This window comes from Actinoplanes sp. NPDC049316 (assembly GCF_040677315.1).
Lineage (GTDB): Bacteria > Actinomycetota > Actinomycetes > Mycobacteriales > Micromonosporaceae > Actinoplanes.
Genome location: NZ_JBFAQM010000006.1, coordinates 75,595 through 93,882, shown reverse-complemented (window position 1 = coordinate 93,882; position 18,288 = coordinate 75,595). Strand labels below are relative to the sequence as shown.

Genomic DNA, 18,288 nt, shown 5'->3' with positions numbered 1-18,288 from the left:
GGATACCTCCGACACGGAAAAGCGTCAGCTGCTCGACATTCGCCTATGCGGCGGCCAGCCTGACTGTAGCATTATCGGCGTCCACAGTGATCACACTCCGGTCCGCAATCATCTCGGTTGCGGTTGCGGTTCCCACCACGCACGGTATGCCGAGTTCTCTGCAGACGATCGACGCATGGCTGAGGACTCCTCCGCGATCCGCGACGAGCGCACCGGCTCTGGACAGCAGGGGCACCATGTCCGGGGTCGGCTCGACGCAGACGATGATGTCGCCGTCATCGATGTCCATGGCCTCGCTGGCATCGAAGATCAGTAACCGGGACCGCCCGGTCGCAGAGCCCCGGCTCGCCGTGCGACCTCGGATCTCGTTGCGCACCGGTGTCGATTCGCTGTTCTTCTTCGTCAGCTCGATGTACGAGTCCCCGATCTGGTTCCCCAGGGCGACGTTGTAGTCGATGAAGCGAATCTCCTGTTGCGGCGTGACGATGGTTTCGAAGTAGCCGCAGAGGTGGCCGTCTTCCGTGAACTCGCAATCCAGCCGTTCGGACAGCGCCGTGCGAACGCCCGGATCCGTCACCTTGGTGTACTCGAGCGCGTGTTCGGCGATGCGCCGCCATTCCGGCGCGGCATCGTCGAAGGACCAGTTGTGGAAGTCGTAGTTGAAACTCACCGCGGACGCGGCCGCGGGACCGCCCTGGGTCAACTGCCGGAGACTTCCGCGGACCATCTCGCCGAGGACGCCGGTCGGCCGTACGGCGAAGATCGAGGCCCAGTGGTTCGGCAGGTGTTCACTGAACTCGATGGAGTATCCGTCGAGATCGACTCCCTGATGCTCCAACCAGTCCACCAGTTGGGTCACCGGCAGGTTCCGATTCCGCAGAACCTTGCCGGACTCCGAGGGCGGGAAGGCGCGAACGGCGTAGCGCCCGCTCGCCGTCGCGACAAAATGGTCGAAGGACTCCGCATGGTTCTCGACCTCGTTGCCGGAGAACGCCGTCACCCCCACGATGGGCAGCCCCATCATGCTCGACAGGAGCTCCAGACGCGACGAGCGGGTGGAGTCCTCGGCAAGGATGGCGTCGCGTTCGACCGGTTGGACGGCTTTGAGCCAGTCCGCCAGAGCCGAGTGCTTCCGGAAGTATTCGATGGGAGCCTCGGGGTTCACTGCGTGTTCCTTCCTGGTACGAAGCTTCGAACCGGCGGTCCGGCCGGCAGGAACAGTTCTTTGTCGAAGATGCACCCGATTCGCCGGCCGCCCGTCTCTGCCTCCGCGACGAGGTTCGCATTCACGAAACGCGCCGCCGGGCAGTGCCCCGTCGTCCGGCGGCGCGTTTCGTAGCGGCGGCCGAAGGGCTCGTGCGGGACGAGCTCCGCACCGTTCCACCAGAACGCGTTTCCATCCGGAAGGCCGAGGTACATCGAGCAGGTGAACACACGCGAGTCGGGAAACAGCATCAGCATCGACTTCGAGTCCGCCAGGCAGTGCAACCGCTGGGCGGCCGGCTGATAGGTCCGCTCGAACCGCACCGCGGGCCGGCTCTCCAGCCGAGCGACCCGCTCCCGCAGACCGAGCCAATCGGTCATGGGCGCCACCATGTCGGCCGTGGCGAAACCCCTGTTCGTGACGTAATGCACGTTCACGTAGTCGATGTCGGTCTCGGCCAGCAGGCGCAGCGTGCCGAGGGCGTCGTCGATGTTGTGCTGTCCGACTGAAAGGATGGCCGAGACACTGTGGCCGAGCCGCCGCGCTGCCGTTATGGAGGCGAGGGTCGACCCATGTGATCCAGGCTTGCGGATGCGGTCGTGCTGTTGTGACGTGGACCCGTCGAAGCTGAGCGCGATATGCATCGGGCCTTGCGACTCCCGTTGCAGCAGTCGCGCGAGACCGGGGCCCCCGTTGGACACGATCCGGACCCGGCAGCCCAGCGACCGCGCCATGCCGATCGCCGTGTCGATATCGCGGTACAACGTCGGCTCGCCACCGAGGAACGAGACCTCTTCCGTGCCCCAGGACCCGACCGCCGTTCGCAGGAAGGCGGCAAGCGACTCGGCCGGCAGGTCCGTACCCATGTTCAGCGCATCGCCGACGAAGCAATGCCGGCAGCGCATGTCGCAGCGGTAGGTGACATAGACGTCGACAGACGGCACCTGGGAAGGAATTGCAGCGAGGCCGGCGTGCAGCGGTGGCTGGCCCATCATGTGGCCACGACTGGCGCGGCACCGTTCCGGCTCTCGACGTTCGGCGGGCAGGCCGACCGAGCTTCGTCGGGGTAAGCGATGGCCATGCTTCCTGCTTTCCCCCTGTTCTGCCATCGGTGACGAGCGGGTCAGGCTTGCCGGCGCACAACCGAGCTTAATGGCTGGACCACCCGTTGGCCGCCGACACAGCCGCGGCGGGATGTCGCGGCTGCACCGCCCTCTGCCGCCTCGGCACTCACCTCCGGCGGACGCCGTCGGCGCCGGCCCGCGGCCGCGGAAGCCACCCCATGAAACGCTCCCAGAGATCGGCCGGAGCCCCATCCAGTTGGGTCGCGAAGTCCGCGAACGCCAGAGCGTAAAACTGCGCCATGTACGCGGCGAACGACGTGGGAAACCGCTCGAAATCCCGCGCAAGCTCGGCCCGGGCGGTCGGGCAGGGCCACGGAAAACCGCAGACACCACAAAACCACTTCGGACGTACGGCCTCGTGAACGCTCACGCGGACGTCACCGACCGAACCGCGCCGAGGAAACGGTCGGCCGGGCCTCGATCTTGCATCGCTGGGATCTCGGGCCGGTAGCCGGCTGCTCCGGGTTGCGGTGCGGGGGTGGGGTCGGGCATCAGCGGCGGCTTCCTCGGGAGGCGCGCCAGGCCTGGGCGGGGGTCAGGGCGCCGGCTCTGCCGAGTTGGTCCAGCTGGGCGGTGGGGGCGTTCCAGGCGGGGGTTGCGGTGGGGGAGCCGTCCGGGACTGGGGTGTTGGGCGGCCAGGCGTAGCGGTCGGGACAGGGCCAGCGAAGGCCGCACACGCACCTGCCCGCTGTGAAGGCGATCAATCGTCGTCTGCGCTCGTGTTTCATCGCTACCCCCTCGCGTAGAGAGTCCGCGACCGCGGTGGCGGCCGGTCCTACAGCCATTCGGAGCAAGATCACGTGCTGTAGTGCTCCAGGCACTAGAGCGAACGATATAAGTATCATTGATACTTTGGCTAGTAGCTCTAGTGTCACCCCGACGGCTACGTGACTCCCCAGACCGGCAGACTCGATGGACGGAGCGAGAGGGATGGACGAAATGCCAGCACGCCGGCAACCACCGACTGTTCGACGGCGAAGGCTCGCCGCTGAGCTCCTCGGGCTGCGGACGGCTGCCGGACTCACCCGAGAGCAAGTCGCTGAGACCACGGGCTTGTCTACGGGCGCGCTCTTCCGCATCGAGAAGGCGCTGACCCGCCCGCAGAAGCGGACGCTGATCCTGCTGCTCGACCTCTACAAGGTCACGGACTCCCCGAAGCGAAACGAGCTGTTCGATCTTCTGCGGCAGTCACAGCAGCTCAGCTGGCTTCAGCTGTTCGAGGACAACCTTCCGCAGAGCTACCAGACCTTCATCAGCTTCGAGGCGGAGGCGTCGCGCCTCTCGGACTACGAAGGCGACATGATGCCCGGCCTGCTGCAGACCGAGGCTTACGCGCGTGCGGTCATCCAAGGCCTGATGCCGGAAGAGGCCGAAGAGGACGTCGAGCGCCGGGTCGAGGTTCGGAAGCGTCGGCAACAGGTGCTCACGCAGGCCAAGAGCCTGTCGCTGTGGACCATTGTCGACGAGGCTGTCATCCGGAGGCAGGTCGGCGGTCCCGCTGTGATGCGCGAGCAGCTGCAGCACCTGATCGCCGCCGCACGGTCGCCGGCCGTCACGGTGCAGGTCATCCCTTTCAGCGCCGGTGCGCACGTCGGGATGCCCGGCTCCTTCATCGTGATGGAGTTCCCTGATCCGGACCCGCCGCTCATCTACACAGAAAACGCAGGCGGAGGATTGTTCCTGGAGGCGGACGCGGACGTACAGCGGTACCGCGCGGGCTTCCAACGCCTCGCGGCGCAGGCGCTCAGCCCGAAGGACACACTGGAGCTGATCAAGCAGGCGGCCGAGGTCGCATGAAGGAAGGAACGTGGAGCGATGGATCTCGCTGACGCCAAGTGGTTCAAGAGCAGCCGGAGCGGAGCCAACGGCAGCTGTGTCGAAGTTGCGTTCCTCGCCGAAGCGGTTGCCGTTCGAGACACCAAGGACCGTGATGGCGGAACGCTGCTGTTCACCCGCTCGGAGTGGGCAGCCTTCGTAGGAGGCGCGAAGCAGGGCGAATTCGACTTGCCTGCATAGCTGAAAGGCGATCGAACGAGCGGTGCCGGCAGCAGCCGTCTCAAGACCTGGCGGCAAGACGCGTCCCGGTGGGACCGTAGGGCCGGGTCGAGGATGTTCGACTACGCGACGAAGTCGTCTGCGCGGGGATCGGCATCCCACCCGAGCCGAGCCAGTTCTCGAAGGACCGCTCGCGCACGAGGAGTCCAGAAAAGCAGCACCTGATCACGTTCTGGCGTGCTGAAGGACACCGCGAGTGCAAGGGCCCAATGCCTGCCCACGATCGGTCCGTGTGGCAACGCGGTTACCTCAGCATGGTGCAGCACGTCGCAGCCCGCCCGCGACGAGAAAGTCAACTCGCTGTCCTCGACCCAGAGGCATACCGACGGCCAGCGCATCCGCTTCACGACGCGCGGTGAATCGCCGCGAGTGAAGTCACGGCGATCGACGTACGTGAGTCCACCGCGAGCCAGCAAGGTCTTGGGAATCATCACGGGATGGTATGCGCAGGTGGATGGATCTGGCGCTGAGCGTGCGGATAGGCCGGCGGAGGTCACGGGAGCACGGGCGCGGGCCGGCTGCGGCAGGCCGACGACTGGTCGGACGCCGCGGCTGATGTGTGTCGCGTTGCGGACATCCGGCGGGCGGGCGACGCGGGATCCCGAACCTGTCGGCCGCGGGCACGCGGGTCTACACCGTGACAGGTCCGACGGTGTTGAGCGCCGACGAACGCCCCCCGCCCGCCCGGCTGACCGCGTACGACACGACAACGGGCCGGGAAGCGTGGCACCGCGAGACGCCGGGACACTTCACCGGTCTCGCGGCGGCCGCGGAAGCGGCCTACGTCGCCACGACCGACGGAAAACCGGGCGGTTTCACGATCGCCGCACTCAGCGCCCGCGACGGTTCGTCGCTGTGGCAACACAAGATCGCCGCCGGCGACCTTACGAGCCGGGTCGACCCAGCGGCGTACCTCCACGACCAGGACCTGATCCTGTACGCGCCCGGAATGATCACCGTGCTGGACCGCCGTACCGGCACACAGCGGTGGACGGCCGAAACCGCAGCCGGCGTGACGCTGATGAGACCACCGACCATCCACCGCGACGTCGTGTACGTCCCGGCCAACCAGCAGCTCGGCGGCGGGGTCCTGCGCTGGCGGCTGGCCGACGGAACAGAGCTGCCGACGCTGTGGCCGCAGGTGAGCGGCGACCTGCTCACGGTCTCCGGCGACCGCGTCTACCTGGCATCCGGCGACGTCGTCCATTCCCAGCCACTCTGACCGAACGCCCTTCTTCCGCCCGTTCAGCACCTCACTCCCGGACCCCGTCGGCGCCGACGTGCGCGCGGGGGAGCCAGCCCATGAAGCGGTGCCAGAGATCGGCCGGGGCGCCGTCCAGCTGGGATGCCGCGTCTGCGAAGGCCAGGGCGTAGAACTGCGCCATGTAGGCGGCGAACGAGGTGGGAAACCGTTCAAAATCCTGGGAGAGCTCGGCCTTGGCGGTCGGGCACGGCCAGGGGAAGCCGCAGGCACCGCAAAACCACTTGGGGCGTACGGGCTCGTGAGCGCTCACTCGTCCGTCACCGATCGGGCCGGGCCGGGGAAACGACCGCGTCGGCGTCGATCCGGCATCGCTGAGAGATGGGGGAGCTTCGTCGAGCAGCTCGCCAGGCCTGGGCTGGGGTGAGGGCGCCGGCTCGGCCTGGTTGGGCGAGCTGGGTGGTGGGGGCGTTCCAGGCGGGGGTCGGGGCGGGAGAGCCGTCCGGAATGGGGGTGTCGGGCGGCCAGAGGTAGCGGTCCGGGCAGGGCCAGCGCAGGCCGCAGACGCAGCGCCTTCCCGGGAAGACAACGATTCGCCGTCTGCGCTCGTGCCTCATGAGTGCATGGCCACCCTTCGCCAGTCCGCTACGCCGAGACATTCCGAGTGAGTGGCACTTTCTCGGTCATGTCCGCTCTCGCTGGTCCACGATCACGTAAGGCAGGGAAGGCGAGAAGGCGGCCTGCGTCGGCGTTTAGTTCGGTGAATTGGGCTCGGAAACGCAATCGGTGGCGGTATACGGCCGGCGCTTCACTCCACCGATGTCGGCAGGCTGTTCAACATCCGAAAGCGCTGACATGCTGGCATCCGGGCACCCTTGAATCGTGGGGGATACCCGGGAGAGGAGCACGACGGGTGGTGACGGACGCGGCGGACGGAGCGAACGGCCGGTTGACTCGGGCTCGACGTCGACTGCTGTCGCCGAGCGGTTCCGGGCGGACGATGTCACGGCAAGAGCTCGCCGATGCCGCCAACGCCTACCTGTGGTCCCGCTACAAGGTCGTCGACAGGCTGGATGCCACCTACATCGGTCACTTGGAGCAGGGGCGGTACCGCTGGCCCGGTGCTCGCCGCCGGGAAGCCCTGCGTCATGTCCTCGGTGTCGTGAAGGACTCCGACGTTGGCTTCTACATCACGCGCGGGATGCGGGGCGCCGCCGACCGTGAGGGTGTGCGGCCGGCGTGTTCTGAGGAGGAGCAGACACATGTTGTCAACCGCATGTCGAAGGCTGCTGACGCCGATGCCGTCGCAACGATCCCGAACGCCTTCCGACGAGCCGTGATGAGTGAAGCACCAGCCGAGCGATCGCGGCCTCCCTTGAACTCAATGCAGCTCGTGATGGCGGTAGAGCAGATACATACGAGATATCAACGGGCCGAGTACCTCGCTGCTGCGGAGATGGTGCCCGCCCTCATGGCGGCTCTGCCCGCAGCAATGGACCAAGTCGCCGATCATCGGGAGCGCCGACGGCTGCAAGCCTGCGCCACGGCGGCCCACCTGGCAGTCTCCAAGCTCGCCCTCAAGTTGGGTGATGCGGAATTGGCATGGGTAACAGGTGACCGTGCTTTGGCGATGGCGCGTGAGACCAAGGACAACGCTCTTGTTTCCGCCACGCTGACCTCCATCGGCTGCGCCCTGCTCGCCCTGCCGGGACGTGTGGATGATGCCGCCAGGGTGGTCGAGAGCGGACTGCCGTCCTCGGCAGCGCGTACGTTGTCTCGCGCGTCGGAGATCTCGGCGTATGGAGCGTTGACCTTGCTTGCAGCCGTCATCGCAAGCCGCCAAGGTCGTCGTCAAGATGCCGAGGAACACTTGGCGTCGGCTGGGGACCTTGCCTCGCGGCTCGGCGGGGATCGCAATGATCTCTGGACGGCGTTCGGCCCGACCAATGTGTTGATTCATGCGGTCCAGATCGCCACCCCGTCCGACCCTCGCCGGGCGATTGCCTTGGCCACGCGAATCAACACTTCTCACATGCCGGTGGCGCTGGTCAGCCGGCGCAGCCAAATCCATCTCGACATGGCGCATGCGTTCCTCGAGCTATCCGACGGAGACGCCTCCGCCCTCTTGCATCTTCTGCAAGCCGAGCGGCTCGCCCCACAAATGCTTCGACTGCACCCGCCGGCCCGGGCGCTCATCGCGAGGCTCCTGAGCCGAGAGCGACGCGTCGCCACGCCCGGCCTCCGCGAACTCGCCGTTCGCGTCGGGGTGGCGGTCTGACCAGTGAGCCGAGGGTCAAGAACACTCCACCTCGTCGCCTGTGCCGCGCCGCCATGCCTAGAGCTAGCTGACCTTGTGAGCGCGCTTCAGCCTGATGGATGGACCGTGCACGTCATTGCCACCCCGATCGCTTACTCATGGCTTCCAGTCGAGGATGTTGCCCGCTGCACTGGGAACCCGGTGCGACATCGTCAACGGCTTCCGAACGAGCCTCGCGACCTTCCGCAGCCTGACGCCGTTCTAGTGGCACCGGCGACCTTCAACACCATCAACAAGTGGGCGGCCGGCGTCAACGACAACCTCGCCTTGGGGACGCTGAACGAATCGCTGGGCAACGGCGTGCCGATCGTCGCCTCCCTGTACGCCAAATCGGCGTTGACCAGGCACCCTGCTTTCCCAGGAAGCCTGAGGCTTCTCGAGAGGGCGGGCGTCCACTTCACTGCGCCGGAGGTACTGCAGCCGACTGGTCCAGGACAGCCCTTCCGCTGGGAGCGGGTGGTGGAACTCCTCCGTCACGTCACTTCATGAGCCATCTCCGGAAGTCGTAACACTTCTCAAGTCAGTCGGCTCGTGGCCGATTTCAGGCGCACCGGTCTCGGGCGGATTCGACCGCAACCCTGTAGCACCCGTGCGCGCACCGTGGTGCTCTGCGCCTCCGCGAATCTTCTTCGTGTGCCCGGCCGGCAACGCGGCCGGACAGACTCGGGGGAGATCAGATCTTGCGTCGCTCGGCCATCACAAAGACCGTCCTGTCGCTGACCGCTCTGCTCGCCGGGGCGGGCGCCGCCCTCACCGGCGCGACCGCCGCGCAGGCTGCGCCGGCTGCCGCTCCCGCCGGGTGCGTCACCGACGCCCGCCTGGTGCCCTCGTGCGGCGTGCTGTGGGGTGCGGCTGCGGGTGGTTTCACGAGCGCGCCGCGTGACGCCGCGTTGAAGGACTGGGAGAAGCTCAGCGGGCGTACGGCGAGCATTTTCCACACGTACCACAAGGGTGACGAGCCGTTCCCGACCAAGTCGGAGATGGCGATGGCGCGTGACGCCGCGCGGCCGCGGGTGCTGCTGATCAACTGGAAGATCGCGTACGGTTCGACCTGGGCGAAGGTGGCCCGGGGTGAGCAGGACGCGCGGATCGACCGTTTCGCGGCCCGGGTGAAGGCGACGTTCCCGGAGAAGTTCTTCCTGGTGCTCAACCACGAGCCGGAGAACGACGTGGTCGCGCGTTCGGGTTCGGGCTGGGAGGCCAAGGACTTCGCGGCGATGTACCGCCACACGATCGAGCGTCTGCGGGCCAAGGGCGTGAGCAATGCGATCAACGTGATGGCGTACATGGGTAACGAGAAGTGGATGGCGCAGTCCTGGTGGAAGGACCTGTACCCCGGTGACGACGTCGTCGACTGGATGGGTCTCGACTCGTACGTCAGCGCCGAGAAGGGCTACTACCACTACGGCATGTTCGCCGACCTGCTCGAGCGCAAGCCGGCCGGCGGCCTGAGCTTCTACGACTGGGCGACGATCCAGCACCCGGCCAAGCCGCTGATGGTTGCTGAGTGGGGCGTGTACCACCGGGTCGGCAGGACGACGGACAAGACCGCCGGGTTCAAGAGCGTGCTCCCGGAGCTGCGCAAGCGTCCGAACATCAAGGCGATCGTGTACTTCGACACCTCGCACGACGACGAGGGCGACCGCGACATCAGCATCGACAGCACCAAGGCCAACCTGGCGGCGTTCCGCACGCTGGCCGCCAACCCGGTCTTCGACGTCACGCTCGGCTGAGACCGCGAGCCGCCCGGCAGCCACCTGCGGAGACGACGCCGGCCCGCACCCGTCCAGGGTGCGGGCCGGCTTGCTGCTCAGCTGATGTCGTCAGCTGGCCTTGCGCCGACGCATCGTGCGGCGGGTGATGACCCGTGCTGCCGGCCAGGGCGAGAAACGCGCAGGCCGGCGACCGCGAGCCACGCGCCGACGCAAGGGTGTGGGCCTACGCCCACGCGGGGAGCTCCAGCTGGGTACCACCACTTCGCTGCGAAGCACAACCTCCGGAACACGGTCGTCTTCGAGCACCTCATGGCTACGAAGCCTTCGAGCGCGAGCGGGGCGAGGCTCGAATACACCATCTACGTTGCGGACCCCTTGAACGGAACATCTCCGAGAGGATCTTCATCGTCTCGCAGCAGTCGACGAGGACCGACGACAACAAATGGAAGACTCCAGACGGGGGCTATATCGGTGTGATCACCGCGTACTGCAAGGGCAAGACCAAGTGCCCGGAGTTCGTCAATAAGCTCAGGAAGTAGTACCGAGTGACGCGAGATGGGCGAGGTGGCGGCCGTGGATCGTGAGAACCATCTTCATGACCAGTTGGTGGGGATTGTGGCCCCGCTGGTCATGGCACCGTGCGGACCGCAGCCTGCAGACGTCGTTCGTCTTGGTGGAGTCGTTCGCGCCGGTGTCAACGAGACTCGCATCGTCCTGCTTGCCGGCGCGCAGGCGTCGGCCGGGGTCGCCATCGAGTTTCGTCTCGTCGCCGAGGACGGCGCCGAACTCGACGTTCACGCGGCAGTCGACTGGATCCGCACACTCGGGTTCGCAGATCTCGACGCTGCGGCAGCCGAGCGTGACAGCCACGGCAATGTCGTCGTCGCGGCCGACGCGATGGGCTTCTCCCCGGATCATCGAGCCACCGAGTACGACATCAACTACTTCTCGATGCTCCGGCAGATGCTGTACGGCGGCGGCGCGCTGTGGTTCGAGGACATTTTCACCCTCAGCGGTTTCCTGCTGACCGGTCCTGGCCGCCATCGGCTCTACATCACGAACAGCCGAACCGGAGCCGTCGTCGGCATCGATCTGCCCCTGACACAGTCCGACGGGACGATCTGGCCGGGTCAAGGGGGATCTTTCCCGGTGGAGCTGCCTTCTCTTGTCCGAGACGATGAGCTGAGCCATCAAACGAAAGTCACCACCGTGGACGGCTATTGCTCGGTCGTCTACGACATGGCCGACTGGGTCCTGCCCACCCCGGCTCCGGAACCGGAGTACTGACGGAGGCAGGAGACCGCGGAATGACGCCGGCCCGCACCCTGGATGGGTGCGGGCCGGCTTGCTGCTCAACCGATCTCGTCAGCTGACCTTGCGCCGACGGATGGTGCGGCGGGTGATGACCGTGCTGCCGGCCAGGGCGAGTACGCCCAGGCCCGCGACCGCGAGCCACGCGCCGTTGGGCTGCGCGTCAGCCGGGTTGGCCGATACGGGCGTGGTCTGCAGGCCCGTGGTCGCGCCGGTCGTGAAGGAGGCGCGGCGGATGTGCCAGCCGCCGCCCTTCTTCTTGTCGATGACGTAGACGGCCGCCGAGGCGCTCTTGTTGGAGCTCTTGCCGCGGGCCGTGATGATGACCATGCCCGGCGCCCACATCTTGAGGTTGTAGGTGAACTTGCCGTTCTTGTCGGCGTAGACCTTGGTCGTCTTCACGGTCTTGTAGCGCTGGGTGTTCTTGGCCCGGAAGGAGATGGTGATGTACACCTTCTCCTTGGCCTTGTACTTGCGGCCGGTGGCCTTGACGGTGACGCCGTACTTGACCACACCCTTGTTGACCACCAGGGACGGCGGCGGCGGGGGGTAGTAGCCCGGGGGCGTGGCCGACGCCGCCGTGGCGGTGAAGGCTGTGAGCCCCATGGTCAGCGCCAGGGTGGCGAAGACCGAGGTGAGAAAAGCGATAGCCCGATTGCGGCTCATAGCTGCCTCTTCCGAAATGATGTAGGTAACGCTCAACGTTCAACGGGCTCCGGCCCGTACTCGTCGTGATGTCAGCCGTTCGGGTGGGAGGCTTCACCCCCCTTCCGGTAGAGGGCGGACCGCGCCGAGCCGTCACCGGCGGGGCCGAAGCTGGACCGTGGATTTCCGGTCATCCCGAAAGCCGGCACGAGAAATATCCGGATTGCCGACAATCGATCTGACGTGCGCACCGATTCTGCCGGGACCATCACGACAGGGAGCCGATCACCGTCGTCGGTGATCGGCTCTTCGGCAAAGCGCAGGTCACACACGAGGGTCGATCGTCTGCGTGCGTGCTTCGCTGCCTTGACCAGCGGTTTTGCCCGGCGTCCACGGCGCTGGCAAATTCATGCTGCCTCTTAAGGGTGAATCCCGGAATCCGTCGGAGTTTCTGCGCGGCAAACCATCATCGGACGCGCTATGGGGCGTTAACCGTGAGGAGCCTCGGTTGCGCACGCGGGTTCGTACGGGACAACGCGCGACCGATGACCGAATACATGCGCAGTTCGGCCGGTTGCGGCTGACCGGACGGCGGATACCGGGACACGAATAGAGGAGGCAACTCGATGGACCTGCGCGATTACCTGCGCGCCGTACGGAAGAGATGGTGGCTGGTCGCGGGGGCAATCGCGGTGTCGGTCGGCGTGGCGGTCACCGTCACCCTCCTCACCCCACCGAAGTACGCCGCGTCGGTCACGTTCTTCGTGAGTACCCGCGGCACCGAGGTGACGCAGGCCTTCCAGGGCGGCCAGTTCGCGCAGCAGCGGGTGAAGTCGTACGTGGACGTGCTCACCAGCAACCGGCTGGCGCAGTCGATCGCCGTGCAGGAGCCGGCCGGCCTGACCGCCGAGGAGATCCAGGGCGAGATCACCGCGCAGGTCGTACCCGACACCGTGCTGGTCCAGGCCACCGTGACCGACACCGACCGGGCCCGCGCGCTGCGCCTGGCCCAGCGGCTGTCGACCCAGTTCCCCGAGCTGATCAGCAAGCTCGAGACCCCGCCCGGCTCGAAGTCGCCGACGGTGGGCGTACAGATCATCGCGGAGCCGAAGCTCGCCGATGCGCCCGTGTCGCCTCAGCCCGTACGCAATGTGGGTCTTGCCGTTGCCCTGGGTTTGATCATCGGTGTGGGCGCGGCGGCCCTGCGCGAATCGCTGGACAGCACGATCCGCTCGCCGGAGGCGCTGCACGACGCGGCGTCGGCGCCGGTGCTCAGCGCCATCCCGTTCGACCGCAAGGCGGAGAAGGCGCCGCTGATCACCGAGGGCAGCGCGCAGTCCACCCGCGCGGAGGCGATGCGCCAGCTGCGCACCAACCTGCAGTTCGTCAACGTGGACCGGCCGCTGCGCAGCCTCGTCGTCAGCAGCGCGCTGCCGGGCGAAGGCAAGTCCACGACCGTCTGCAACCTGGGCATCGCGTTCGCCGAGGCCGGCAAGCGGGTCATCATCATCGACGCCGACCTGCGCCGCCCGCGCATCGCCGAGTACCTCGGCCTGGAAGGCGCCGTCGGCCTCACCAACGTCCTCGCCGGCCAGGCGAAGGTCCGTGACGTCGTGCAGTCCTGGGGCAAGAGCGGCCTGTGGGTGCTGCCCAGCGGCTACGTCCCGCCGAACCCCAGCGAGCTGCTCGGCTCGGGCAACATGGCCGACCTGCTGACCGCGCTGGGCACGGCCTTCGACGTCATCCTCATCGACACGCCGCCGCTGCTCCCGGTCACCGACGCCGCGGTCATGTCGACCCTCGCGGACGGCTGCCTCCTGGTGTCCCGGCACGCCAAGACGACGGTCTCGCAGGCCTCGACCGCCGCGGCCGCGCTGGCGAAGGTCAACGCCAAGCTGCACGGCTGCGTCCTGACCATGACCCCGGCCAAGAGCGCCGGCTCGTACGCCTACTACAGCTACGCGAACGGCCCGCAGGAGACGCCCGAAGGCACCGTCACCCCGGCACCGCGGGTGCCGGCCCCCGCGACCAACCGCCCGCTGCCGGCGTCACCCTTCCGCCGCGACTACAACCCGATTCCGGTACGCACAGAGGCCCGGCCCGCCCGCCACCACCGCCCCGCGGAACTCGTGGACACCCCCACGACCGACCTCAGCATCTACCGCAAGGTCGAGGACGGCCACTACGAGGGCACGGCCGCCGTACCCCCGATCAAGCGGCACCGATGACCCCGACGATCGTGCGCAGCGACCCCCAGACGTCCTCCGCGCAGACGCGGAACGCGTCGATCGGCTGGTTCACCGGGTCGGGAAGATCGTCCTGCTCCCCGGGCACGGCCGGCACAAGATGCCGGCTCTCGTTGACCCCGGCGACCAGCCGACGCATCCGGTCGGCCACCGGGCCGTCGGCGATGGGCGCGACCGCTGCGGCGAAGCGCGCGAACTGCCGCAGCGTGAAGGTCCGTCGGACCGCGCTCGGCTCGAGCGTCAGACAGGCCGACCGCTGGTCCCGCGTGGCGGTCAACACCAGGTCGGCGTCGCGCAAGATCGAAGAGCTGACGGTACGGCTGACGAAGCCGCCCGCGTCCACGCCACATTCAGCCAGCACCGTGGCGCTGCCCTCGTGCATGGGCGACCCGTCGTACGCCCGCGTGCCCGCGCTCGCCGTGACGACTTTCGCCGCCGCAGGACCGAACGCGTCGTCGAATGCACGCCGCGCCAACCGCTCCGCCAATGGCGAGCGGCACAGGTTCGCATGGCACACGAAAAGCATTCCGAATCGATCGGCCGTCAACGGCTTCCCCTTCTCTGAGCGCTCCGGAAAGGATGCACCACGATGACCGGACGAATCCTGCTGTCCGCCCCCGACGTCGGTGACCTCGAGGAGGCCTACGTCGTCGAGGCGCTCCGGTCCGGATGGGTCGCACCGGCCGGTCCCGCGGTCGACGCCTTCGAACGCGAGGTCGCCTCCCGCGCCGGGGTCGCCCACGCCGTCGCGGTCAGCTCCGGCACGGCCGGCCTGCACCTCGCGCTCCTCGCCAGCGGCGTCACGGCAGGTCAAGCGGTCATCGTGCCCACCCTGACCTTCGCCGCCACGGCCAACGCGGTCGCGTACACCGGAGCGGAACCGGTCTTCGTGGACTGCGACCCGCAGACCGGCAACATCGACCCCGCCCTGGTCGCGCGGACCCTCGAAGAGCTCCGCGCCGAAGGCCGGCCCGTCGGTGCGGTCATGCCGGTCGACCTGTTCGGCACCTGCGCCGACTACAACGAACTAATCCCATTGTGTGACCGATTCGGCGTACCCCTGATCGAAGACGCCGCCGAATCCCTCGGCTCCTTCCATCGGGGTCGACCGGCCGGCTCATTCGGCGTCGCCGGCGTGATTTCCTTCAACGGCAACAAGATAATGACAACATCCGGCGGCGGAATGCTGCTGTCGGACGACCGCGCGCTGGCCGAGCGTTGCCGGCACCTGTCCACCCAGGCCAGGCAGCCGGTCCCGCACTACCAGCACGAGGAGATCGGCTACAACTACCGGCTCAGCAACCTCCTGGCCGCCCTCGGCCGGGCCCAGCTGAGCCGCCTGGACGAGATGATCGCACGCCGCCGCACCCTGCGCGACGCGTACGCGAAAACCTTCGCCAGCATCGACGGCGTCGACCTGCTCGGCGCCGACGACGAGGCCAACTGCTGGCTCACCAGCATCACCGTCGACCCGGCCCGGGCCGGCTGGCGGGCCGCGGACCTCGCGCAGCACCTGGCCGCCCAGAACATCGAAACCCGCCCGCTCTTCAAACCCATGCACCTCCAGCCGGTCTTCACCGACGCCCGCGCCGTCCTCACCGGAACGGCCGAGCGGCTGTTCGACCAGGGCCTCACGCTGCCCAGCGGCTCGGTCCTCACCGAACAGGACCGGCAGCGAATCCTCGAGACCATCACGGAGTTCCTGGGGAGGAACTGATGATCGACCGCGTACGCCTGCACGACCGGATCCAGCGAACGGTCGACATCCTGGTCTCGCTGACCATGCTGACGCTGACGGCGCCGCTGATCCTGGCCGTTGCGGTCCTGGTCGCCTGGCGGCTGGGCACGCCGGTCTTCTTCCGCCAGGAGCGGCCCGGGCTGCACGGCCGGGTCTTCACGATGGTCAAGTTCCGGACCATGAAGGACGTCGACCCGGCGCGCGGGCTGATCACGGATGCGGACCGGATGACGCGGCTCGGGCGGATCCTGCGGGCTACGAGCGTGGATGAGCTGCCTACCTTCATCAACATCTTGAAGGGCGACATGAGCTTGGTGGGGCCGCGGCCGTTGCTGGTGCGTTATCTGCATCTGTACACGCCTACGCAGGCTCGGCGGCATGAGGTACGGCCTGGGCTTACCGGGTTGGCTCAGGTGCGGGGGCGGAACTCACTGTCCTGGGAGGACAAGTTCGAGCTGGACGTCTGGTATGTCGACCACCGGACGCTGCGGTTGAATCTGCAGATCATGGTGGAGACGTTCACGACCGTTCTTCGCCGGGATGGGATTGCGGCGGAGGGTGAGGTCACCATGCCGGAGTTCACGGGGAGCCGGGGGCGGTTCCGGGGGGTGGCTCGTGTCTGAGCCCTTGGTCATCGTGGGGTGTGGCGGTCACGGCCGGGAGATCTACGGGGTCGTGCAGGCGATCAACCAGGCTTCCGGGGATCCGTGGAAGGTCCTGGGGTTCGTGGATGACTCGCCGAGTGAGGTCAACCTTGGCCGGCTTGAGCGGCTGGGGGCTCCGTTCCTGGGGGATGTCGGGCAGCTCGCCGGGATGAACGATGACGTCCGGTACGTCATCGGGATCGGGGATCCTCGGGTCCGGGCGAAGGTCGCCGCGAAGATTGGTCCTTCGCGCCGGGCGGTCGCGCCGTTGATTCACCCCGACGCGACCGTCGGGCTCGGAAATGACTTCGCCGAGGGCGTGGTCCTCTTTGCGGGCGCCCGTGTGACGACCAACGTGACGCTGGGGCGCCACGTACACCTCAACCAGAACGCGACGGTGGGGCATGACAGCGCGCTGAGCGACTTCGTCCAGGTCAATCCGCTGGCGGCGGTGTCCGGGGATTGCCGGCTGGGGGAGCGCGTCCTGATCGGTACGACAGCGGCGGTGCTTCAGGGCCTGAGCGTGGGAGCCGGGGCGACGGTCGGCGCCGGTGCGTGCGTGGTCAGGCCGGTGCCGAGCGACACGATCGTGAAGGGCGTACCGGCTCGCTGAGGCAATTCCGCTCGAATCATGTGAGGGTGAGGGACACCGAGCCAACCATGCAGCCGGAGCATCTCCGGTGCGGTCTGCAACAGCGCGCCCCTCACCCTCGGTGGCACCCACCGGCAGGGCATCTGTTCACCAACCTACGAAGAGCACGCTGGCACAGGAACGTCCCGGATTCCGTCTGCACGGACACTTCAATGACCTTTTAGCGTCCCTCAAAGGTCCACTACCGTGCCTCGTATGAGCCAGCGACTACGCAGCGCCCTGCTCCGCAAGAACCTCGACCCCGCCGGGCTCGCTGCTGCTGTCGGCGTCGACACCAAGACCGTCACCCGATGGCTGGCCGGCCGCATCCCACGCCAGCGCACCCGCCTGGCCGTCGCCGACCTGCTCGGCGAATCCGAAACCGACCTCTGGCCGCAAACCCGACCCGACCAGGCCCCCGGTGCCGATGCCACAGCCGAGGTCGTTGGCGCCTGGGGACACCGCGCCGACATTCCGCAAAGCCTGTGGACCGCGCTGCTGTCCGGCGCGACCGAACGGATCGACATCCTCGGCTACGCCTACCCGTTCGTGTTGGAACTGCTGCCCGACACCATGCAGCGGCTGACCGACAAAGCCGCCGCCGGAGCCCGCATCCGCCTCGCCTTCGCCGACCCCGACAGCGCACACGTGATCGAACGCGATGCCCTTGAACAGATCGGCGGCACCCTGCCCGGCCGGATCCGCAACGCCCTAAACTTCTGCGAGCCCCTGCATCAGGTGGACGGCATCGCGATCGGGCTGCATACGGTGCACCTGTACAACTCGGTATTCCGCTTTGACAACCAGATGATCGTCACCCCGCACCTGTATCGCGCCCGCGGCTACCAGCACCCCGCCCTGCACTTGCGCGAGTTATCGCCGTACGGCATCTTCGCCTCGTTCGCCGACCAGTTCGAACAGGTCTGGCAGACCACCACCGCCTACCCGCCGGAGGTGGCATTGTGAGCGGCCGGCGCGACTACTACCACGACCCTGCCGCGCCGCGGGCCAACAGCCTCGTGCCCGGCGGCTCGGCTCTGGTCGTCGACGACCAAGGCCGAGTGCTGCTGCAGCGTCGTGCCGACTCCGGCAACTGGGCGCTACCCGGCGGCACCATGGACATCGGCGAGACCCTCAGCGACTGCGTCGTGCGCGAGGTCAAGGAAGAGACCGGCCTGGACATCGAGATCACCGGCATCCTTGGTATCTATACCGATCCACAGCATGTGATCGCCTACGCCGACGGCGAAGTCCGCCAGGAATTCAACGTCACATACTATGGCCGGCCCGTCGGCGGCACCCTCGCTGTCAGCGACGAGTCCACCGATGTCAAGTTCATCGACCCAGCCGAATTCGGCGGCATCCCAATCCACGATACCGTTCGACTGCGGCTTCGCCACCACGTCGAACACCGAGCCACGCCCTATCTCGGATAGAGCTGCGACCCGTCGCCCGGC

20 protein-coding genes are annotated in these 18,288 nt (G+C 67.3%); 13 read left to right on the top strand and 7 right to left on the bottom strand.

The window, feature by feature from the left end:
* Nucleotides 1-43: 43 nt before the first annotated feature.
* Nucleotides 44-1,165: a PEP-utilizing enzyme gene (locus AB0K03_RS11545; protein WP_364683248.1), complete on the bottom strand. Its 1,122-nt coding sequence runs from the start codon at nucleotides 1,163-1,165 to the stop codon at nucleotides 44-46.
* Complete coding sequence (locus AB0K03_RS11540; protein ID WP_364683246.1) at nucleotides 1,162-2,199, bottom strand: radical SAM protein; 1,038 nt, start codon at nucleotides 2,197-2,199, stop codon at nucleotides 1,162-1,164. Before AB0K03_RS11540 ends, AB0K03_RS11545 begins: the two co-directional genes overlap by 4 nt.
* A 1,068-nt stretch (nucleotides 2,200-3,267) precedes the next feature.
* Between AB0K03_RS11540 and AB0K03_RS11535 the strand changes: the two genes are divergently transcribed.
* Together AB0K03_RS11535 and AB0K03_RS11530 are read left to right on the top strand one after the other, a co-directional pair.
* Complete coding sequence (locus AB0K03_RS11535; RefSeq protein ID WP_364683726.1) at nucleotides 3,268-4,125, top strand: helix-turn-helix transcriptional regulator; 858 nt, start codon at nucleotides 3,268-3,270, stop codon at nucleotides 4,123-4,125.
* 18 nt (nucleotides 4,126-4,143) lie between these two features.
* Nucleotides 4,144-4,344 carry a DUF397 domain-containing protein gene (locus AB0K03_RS11530; protein WP_364683244.1) on the top strand — a complete coding sequence of 67 codons (201 nt, stop codon included), beginning with the start codon at nucleotides 4,144-4,146 and terminating at the stop codon, nucleotides 4,342-4,344.
* Nucleotides 4,345-4,445: 101 nt separating this feature from the next.
* Here the strand turns inward: AB0K03_RS11530 and AB0K03_RS11525 are convergent, their stop codons facing one another.
* Nucleotides 4,446-4,814, bottom strand: coding sequence for a hypothetical protein (locus tag AB0K03_RS11525; protein WP_364683242.1), 369 nt, complete (start codon nucleotides 4,812-4,814; stop codon nucleotides 4,446-4,448).
* Between the two features lie 128 nt (nucleotides 4,815-4,942).
* Here AB0K03_RS11525 and AB0K03_RS11520 point away from each other — a divergent pair, with 128 nt between their 5' ends.
* Nucleotides 4,943-5,605, top strand: coding sequence for a PQQ-binding-like beta-propeller repeat protein (locus AB0K03_RS11520; RefSeq protein WP_364683241.1), 663 nt, complete (start codon nucleotides 4,943-4,945; stop codon nucleotides 5,603-5,605).
* 31 nt (nucleotides 5,606-5,636) lie between these two features.
* Here the strand turns inward: AB0K03_RS11520 and AB0K03_RS11515 are convergent, their stop codons facing one another.
* Nucleotides 5,637-5,897, bottom strand: a complete 261-nt coding sequence (locus tag AB0K03_RS11515) for a hypothetical protein (protein ID WP_364683239.1) — start codon at nucleotides 5,895-5,897, stop codon at nucleotides 5,637-5,639.
* A gap of 600 nt (nucleotides 5,898-6,497) precedes the next feature.
* On the opposite strand from AB0K03_RS11515, the gene AB0K03_RS11510 reads away from it, so the two are divergent.
* The 4 genes from AB0K03_RS11510 to AB0K03_RS11495 all read left to right on the top strand — a co-directional run bounded on the left by AB0K03_RS11510 (nucleotide 6,498) and on the right by AB0K03_RS11495 (nucleotide 10,903).
* Nucleotides 6,498-7,862: a hypothetical protein gene (locus AB0K03_RS11510; protein WP_364683237.1), complete on the top strand. Its 1,365-nt coding sequence runs from the start codon at nucleotides 6,498-6,500 to the stop codon at nucleotides 7,860-7,862.
* 3 nt (nucleotides 7,863-7,865) lie between these two features.
* Entirely contained in the window at nucleotides 7,866-8,390 is a 525-nt protein-coding gene (locus tag AB0K03_RS11505) for a flavoprotein (protein WP_364683235.1), read from the top strand.
* A gap of 191 nt (nucleotides 8,391-8,581) precedes the next feature.
* Nucleotides 8,582-9,634 (top strand): glycosyl hydrolase, encoded by a 1,053-nt coding sequence (locus AB0K03_RS11500; protein ID WP_364683233.1) that lies wholly within the window; start codon nucleotides 8,582-8,584, stop codon nucleotides 9,632-9,634.
* A 555-nt stretch (nucleotides 9,635-10,189) separates the two neighbouring features.
* Nucleotides 10,190-10,903 (top strand): hypothetical protein, encoded by a 714-nt coding sequence (locus AB0K03_RS11495; protein WP_364683231.1) that lies wholly within the window; start codon nucleotides 10,190-10,192, stop codon nucleotides 10,901-10,903.
* 78 nt (nucleotides 10,904-10,981) lie between these two features.
* On the opposite strand, the gene AB0K03_RS11490 is transcribed toward AB0K03_RS11495, so the two are convergent.
* Both AB0K03_RS11490 and AB0K03_RS11485 read right to left on the bottom strand, forming a co-directional pair.
* Nucleotides 10,982-11,593 carry a hypothetical protein gene (locus AB0K03_RS11490; RefSeq protein WP_364683230.1) on the bottom strand — a complete coding sequence of 204 codons (612 nt, stop codon included), beginning with the start codon at nucleotides 11,591-11,593 and terminating at the stop codon, nucleotides 10,982-10,984.
* Nucleotides 11,594-11,664: 71 nt separating this feature from the next.
* A complete protein-coding gene (locus tag AB0K03_RS11485) occupies nucleotides 11,665-11,904 on the bottom strand; it encodes a hypothetical protein (RefSeq protein ID WP_364683228.1) in 240 nt (79 codons plus the stop codon).
* A gap of 294 nt (nucleotides 11,905-12,198) precedes the next feature.
* Here AB0K03_RS11485 and AB0K03_RS11480 point away from each other — a divergent pair, with 294 nt between their 5' ends.
* A complete protein-coding gene (locus AB0K03_RS11480; RefSeq protein ID WP_364683226.1) occupies nucleotides 12,199-13,800 on the top strand; it encodes a polysaccharide biosynthesis tyrosine autokinase in 1,602 nt (533 codons plus the stop codon).
* Here the strand turns inward: AB0K03_RS11480 and AB0K03_RS11475 are convergent.
* On the bottom strand, nucleotides 13,784-14,344 hold the full coding sequence (locus AB0K03_RS11475) for a low molecular weight phosphatase family protein (RefSeq protein ID WP_364683224.1): 561 nt from the start codon (nucleotides 14,342-14,344) through the stop codon (nucleotides 13,784-13,786). The genes AB0K03_RS11480 and AB0K03_RS11475 overlap by 17 nt on opposite strands.
* Nucleotides 14,345-14,407: 63 nt before the next feature.
* On the opposite strand from AB0K03_RS11475, the gene AB0K03_RS11470 reads away from it, so the two are divergent.
* The 5 genes from AB0K03_RS11470 (at nucleotide 14,408) to AB0K03_RS11450 (ending at nucleotide 18,267) form a co-directional block, all read left to right on the top strand.
* Nucleotides 14,408-15,535 carry an aminotransferase class I/II-fold pyridoxal phosphate-dependent enzyme gene (locus AB0K03_RS11470; protein ID WP_364683222.1) on the top strand — a complete coding sequence of 376 codons (1,128 nt, stop codon included), beginning with the start codon at nucleotides 14,408-14,410 and terminating at the stop codon, nucleotides 15,533-15,535.
* Nucleotides 15,535-16,179, top strand: coding sequence for a sugar transferase (locus tag AB0K03_RS11465; protein ID WP_364683220.1), 645 nt, complete (start codon nucleotides 15,535-15,537; stop codon nucleotides 16,177-16,179). Before AB0K03_RS11470 ends, AB0K03_RS11465 begins: the two co-directional genes overlap by 1 nt.
* Complete coding sequence (locus AB0K03_RS11460) at nucleotides 16,172-16,813, top strand: NeuD/PglB/VioB family sugar acetyltransferase (protein ID WP_364683218.1); 642 nt, start codon at nucleotides 16,172-16,174, stop codon at nucleotides 16,811-16,813. Before AB0K03_RS11465 ends, AB0K03_RS11460 begins: the two co-directional genes overlap by 8 nt.
* A gap of 234 nt (nucleotides 16,814-17,047) precedes the next feature.
* Nucleotides 17,048-17,797, top strand: a complete 750-nt coding sequence (locus AB0K03_RS11455) for an XRE family transcriptional regulator (protein WP_364683216.1) — start codon at nucleotides 17,048-17,050, stop codon at nucleotides 17,795-17,797.
* On the top strand, nucleotides 17,794-18,267 hold the full coding sequence (locus tag AB0K03_RS11450; RefSeq protein WP_364683215.1) for an NUDIX domain-containing protein: 474 nt from the start codon (nucleotides 17,794-17,796) through the stop codon (nucleotides 18,265-18,267). The genes AB0K03_RS11455 and AB0K03_RS11450 overlap by 4 nt, the downstream gene beginning before the upstream one ends.
* The last annotated feature ends 21 nt before the right edge of the window (nucleotides 18,268-18,288 follow it).

Coding starts and splice junctions, on each gene's coding strand:
- AB0K03_RS11540 (WP_364683246.1), bottom strand. CDS start 2,199: ATGATGGGCCAGCCACCGCTGCACGCCGGCCTCGCTGCAATTCCTTCC.
- AB0K03_RS11535 (WP_364683726.1), top strand. CDS start 3,268: ATGCCAGCACGCCGGCAACCACCGACTGTTCGACGGCGAAGGCTCGCC.
- AB0K03_RS11530 (WP_364683244.1), top strand. CDS start 4,144: ATGGATCTCGCTGACGCCAAGTGGTTCAAGAGCAGCCGGAGCGGAGCC.
- AB0K03_RS11525 (WP_364683242.1), bottom strand. CDS start 4,814: ATGATTCCCAAGACCTTGCTGGCTCGCGGTGGACTCACGTACGTCGAT.
- AB0K03_RS11490 (WP_364683230.1), bottom strand. CDS start 11,593: ATGAGCCGCAATCGGGCTATCGCTTTTCTCACCTCGGTCTTCGCCACC.
- AB0K03_RS11480 (WP_364683226.1), top strand. CDS start 12,199: ATGGACCTGCGCGATTACCTGCGCGCCGTACGGAAGAGATGGTGGCTG.
- AB0K03_RS11475 (WP_364683224.1), bottom strand. CDS start 14,344: ATGCTTTTCGTGTGCCATGCGAACCTGTGCCGCTCGCCATTGGCGGAG.
- AB0K03_RS11470 (WP_364683222.1), top strand. CDS start 14,408: ATGACCGGACGAATCCTGCTGTCCGCCCCCGACGTCGGTGACCTCGAG.
- AB0K03_RS11465 (WP_364683220.1), top strand. CDS start 15,535: ATGATCGACCGCGTACGCCTGCACGACCGGATCCAGCGAACGGTCGAC.
- AB0K03_RS11455 (WP_364683216.1), top strand. CDS start 17,048: ATGAGCCAGCGACTACGCAGCGCCCTGCTCCGCAAGAACCTCGACCCC.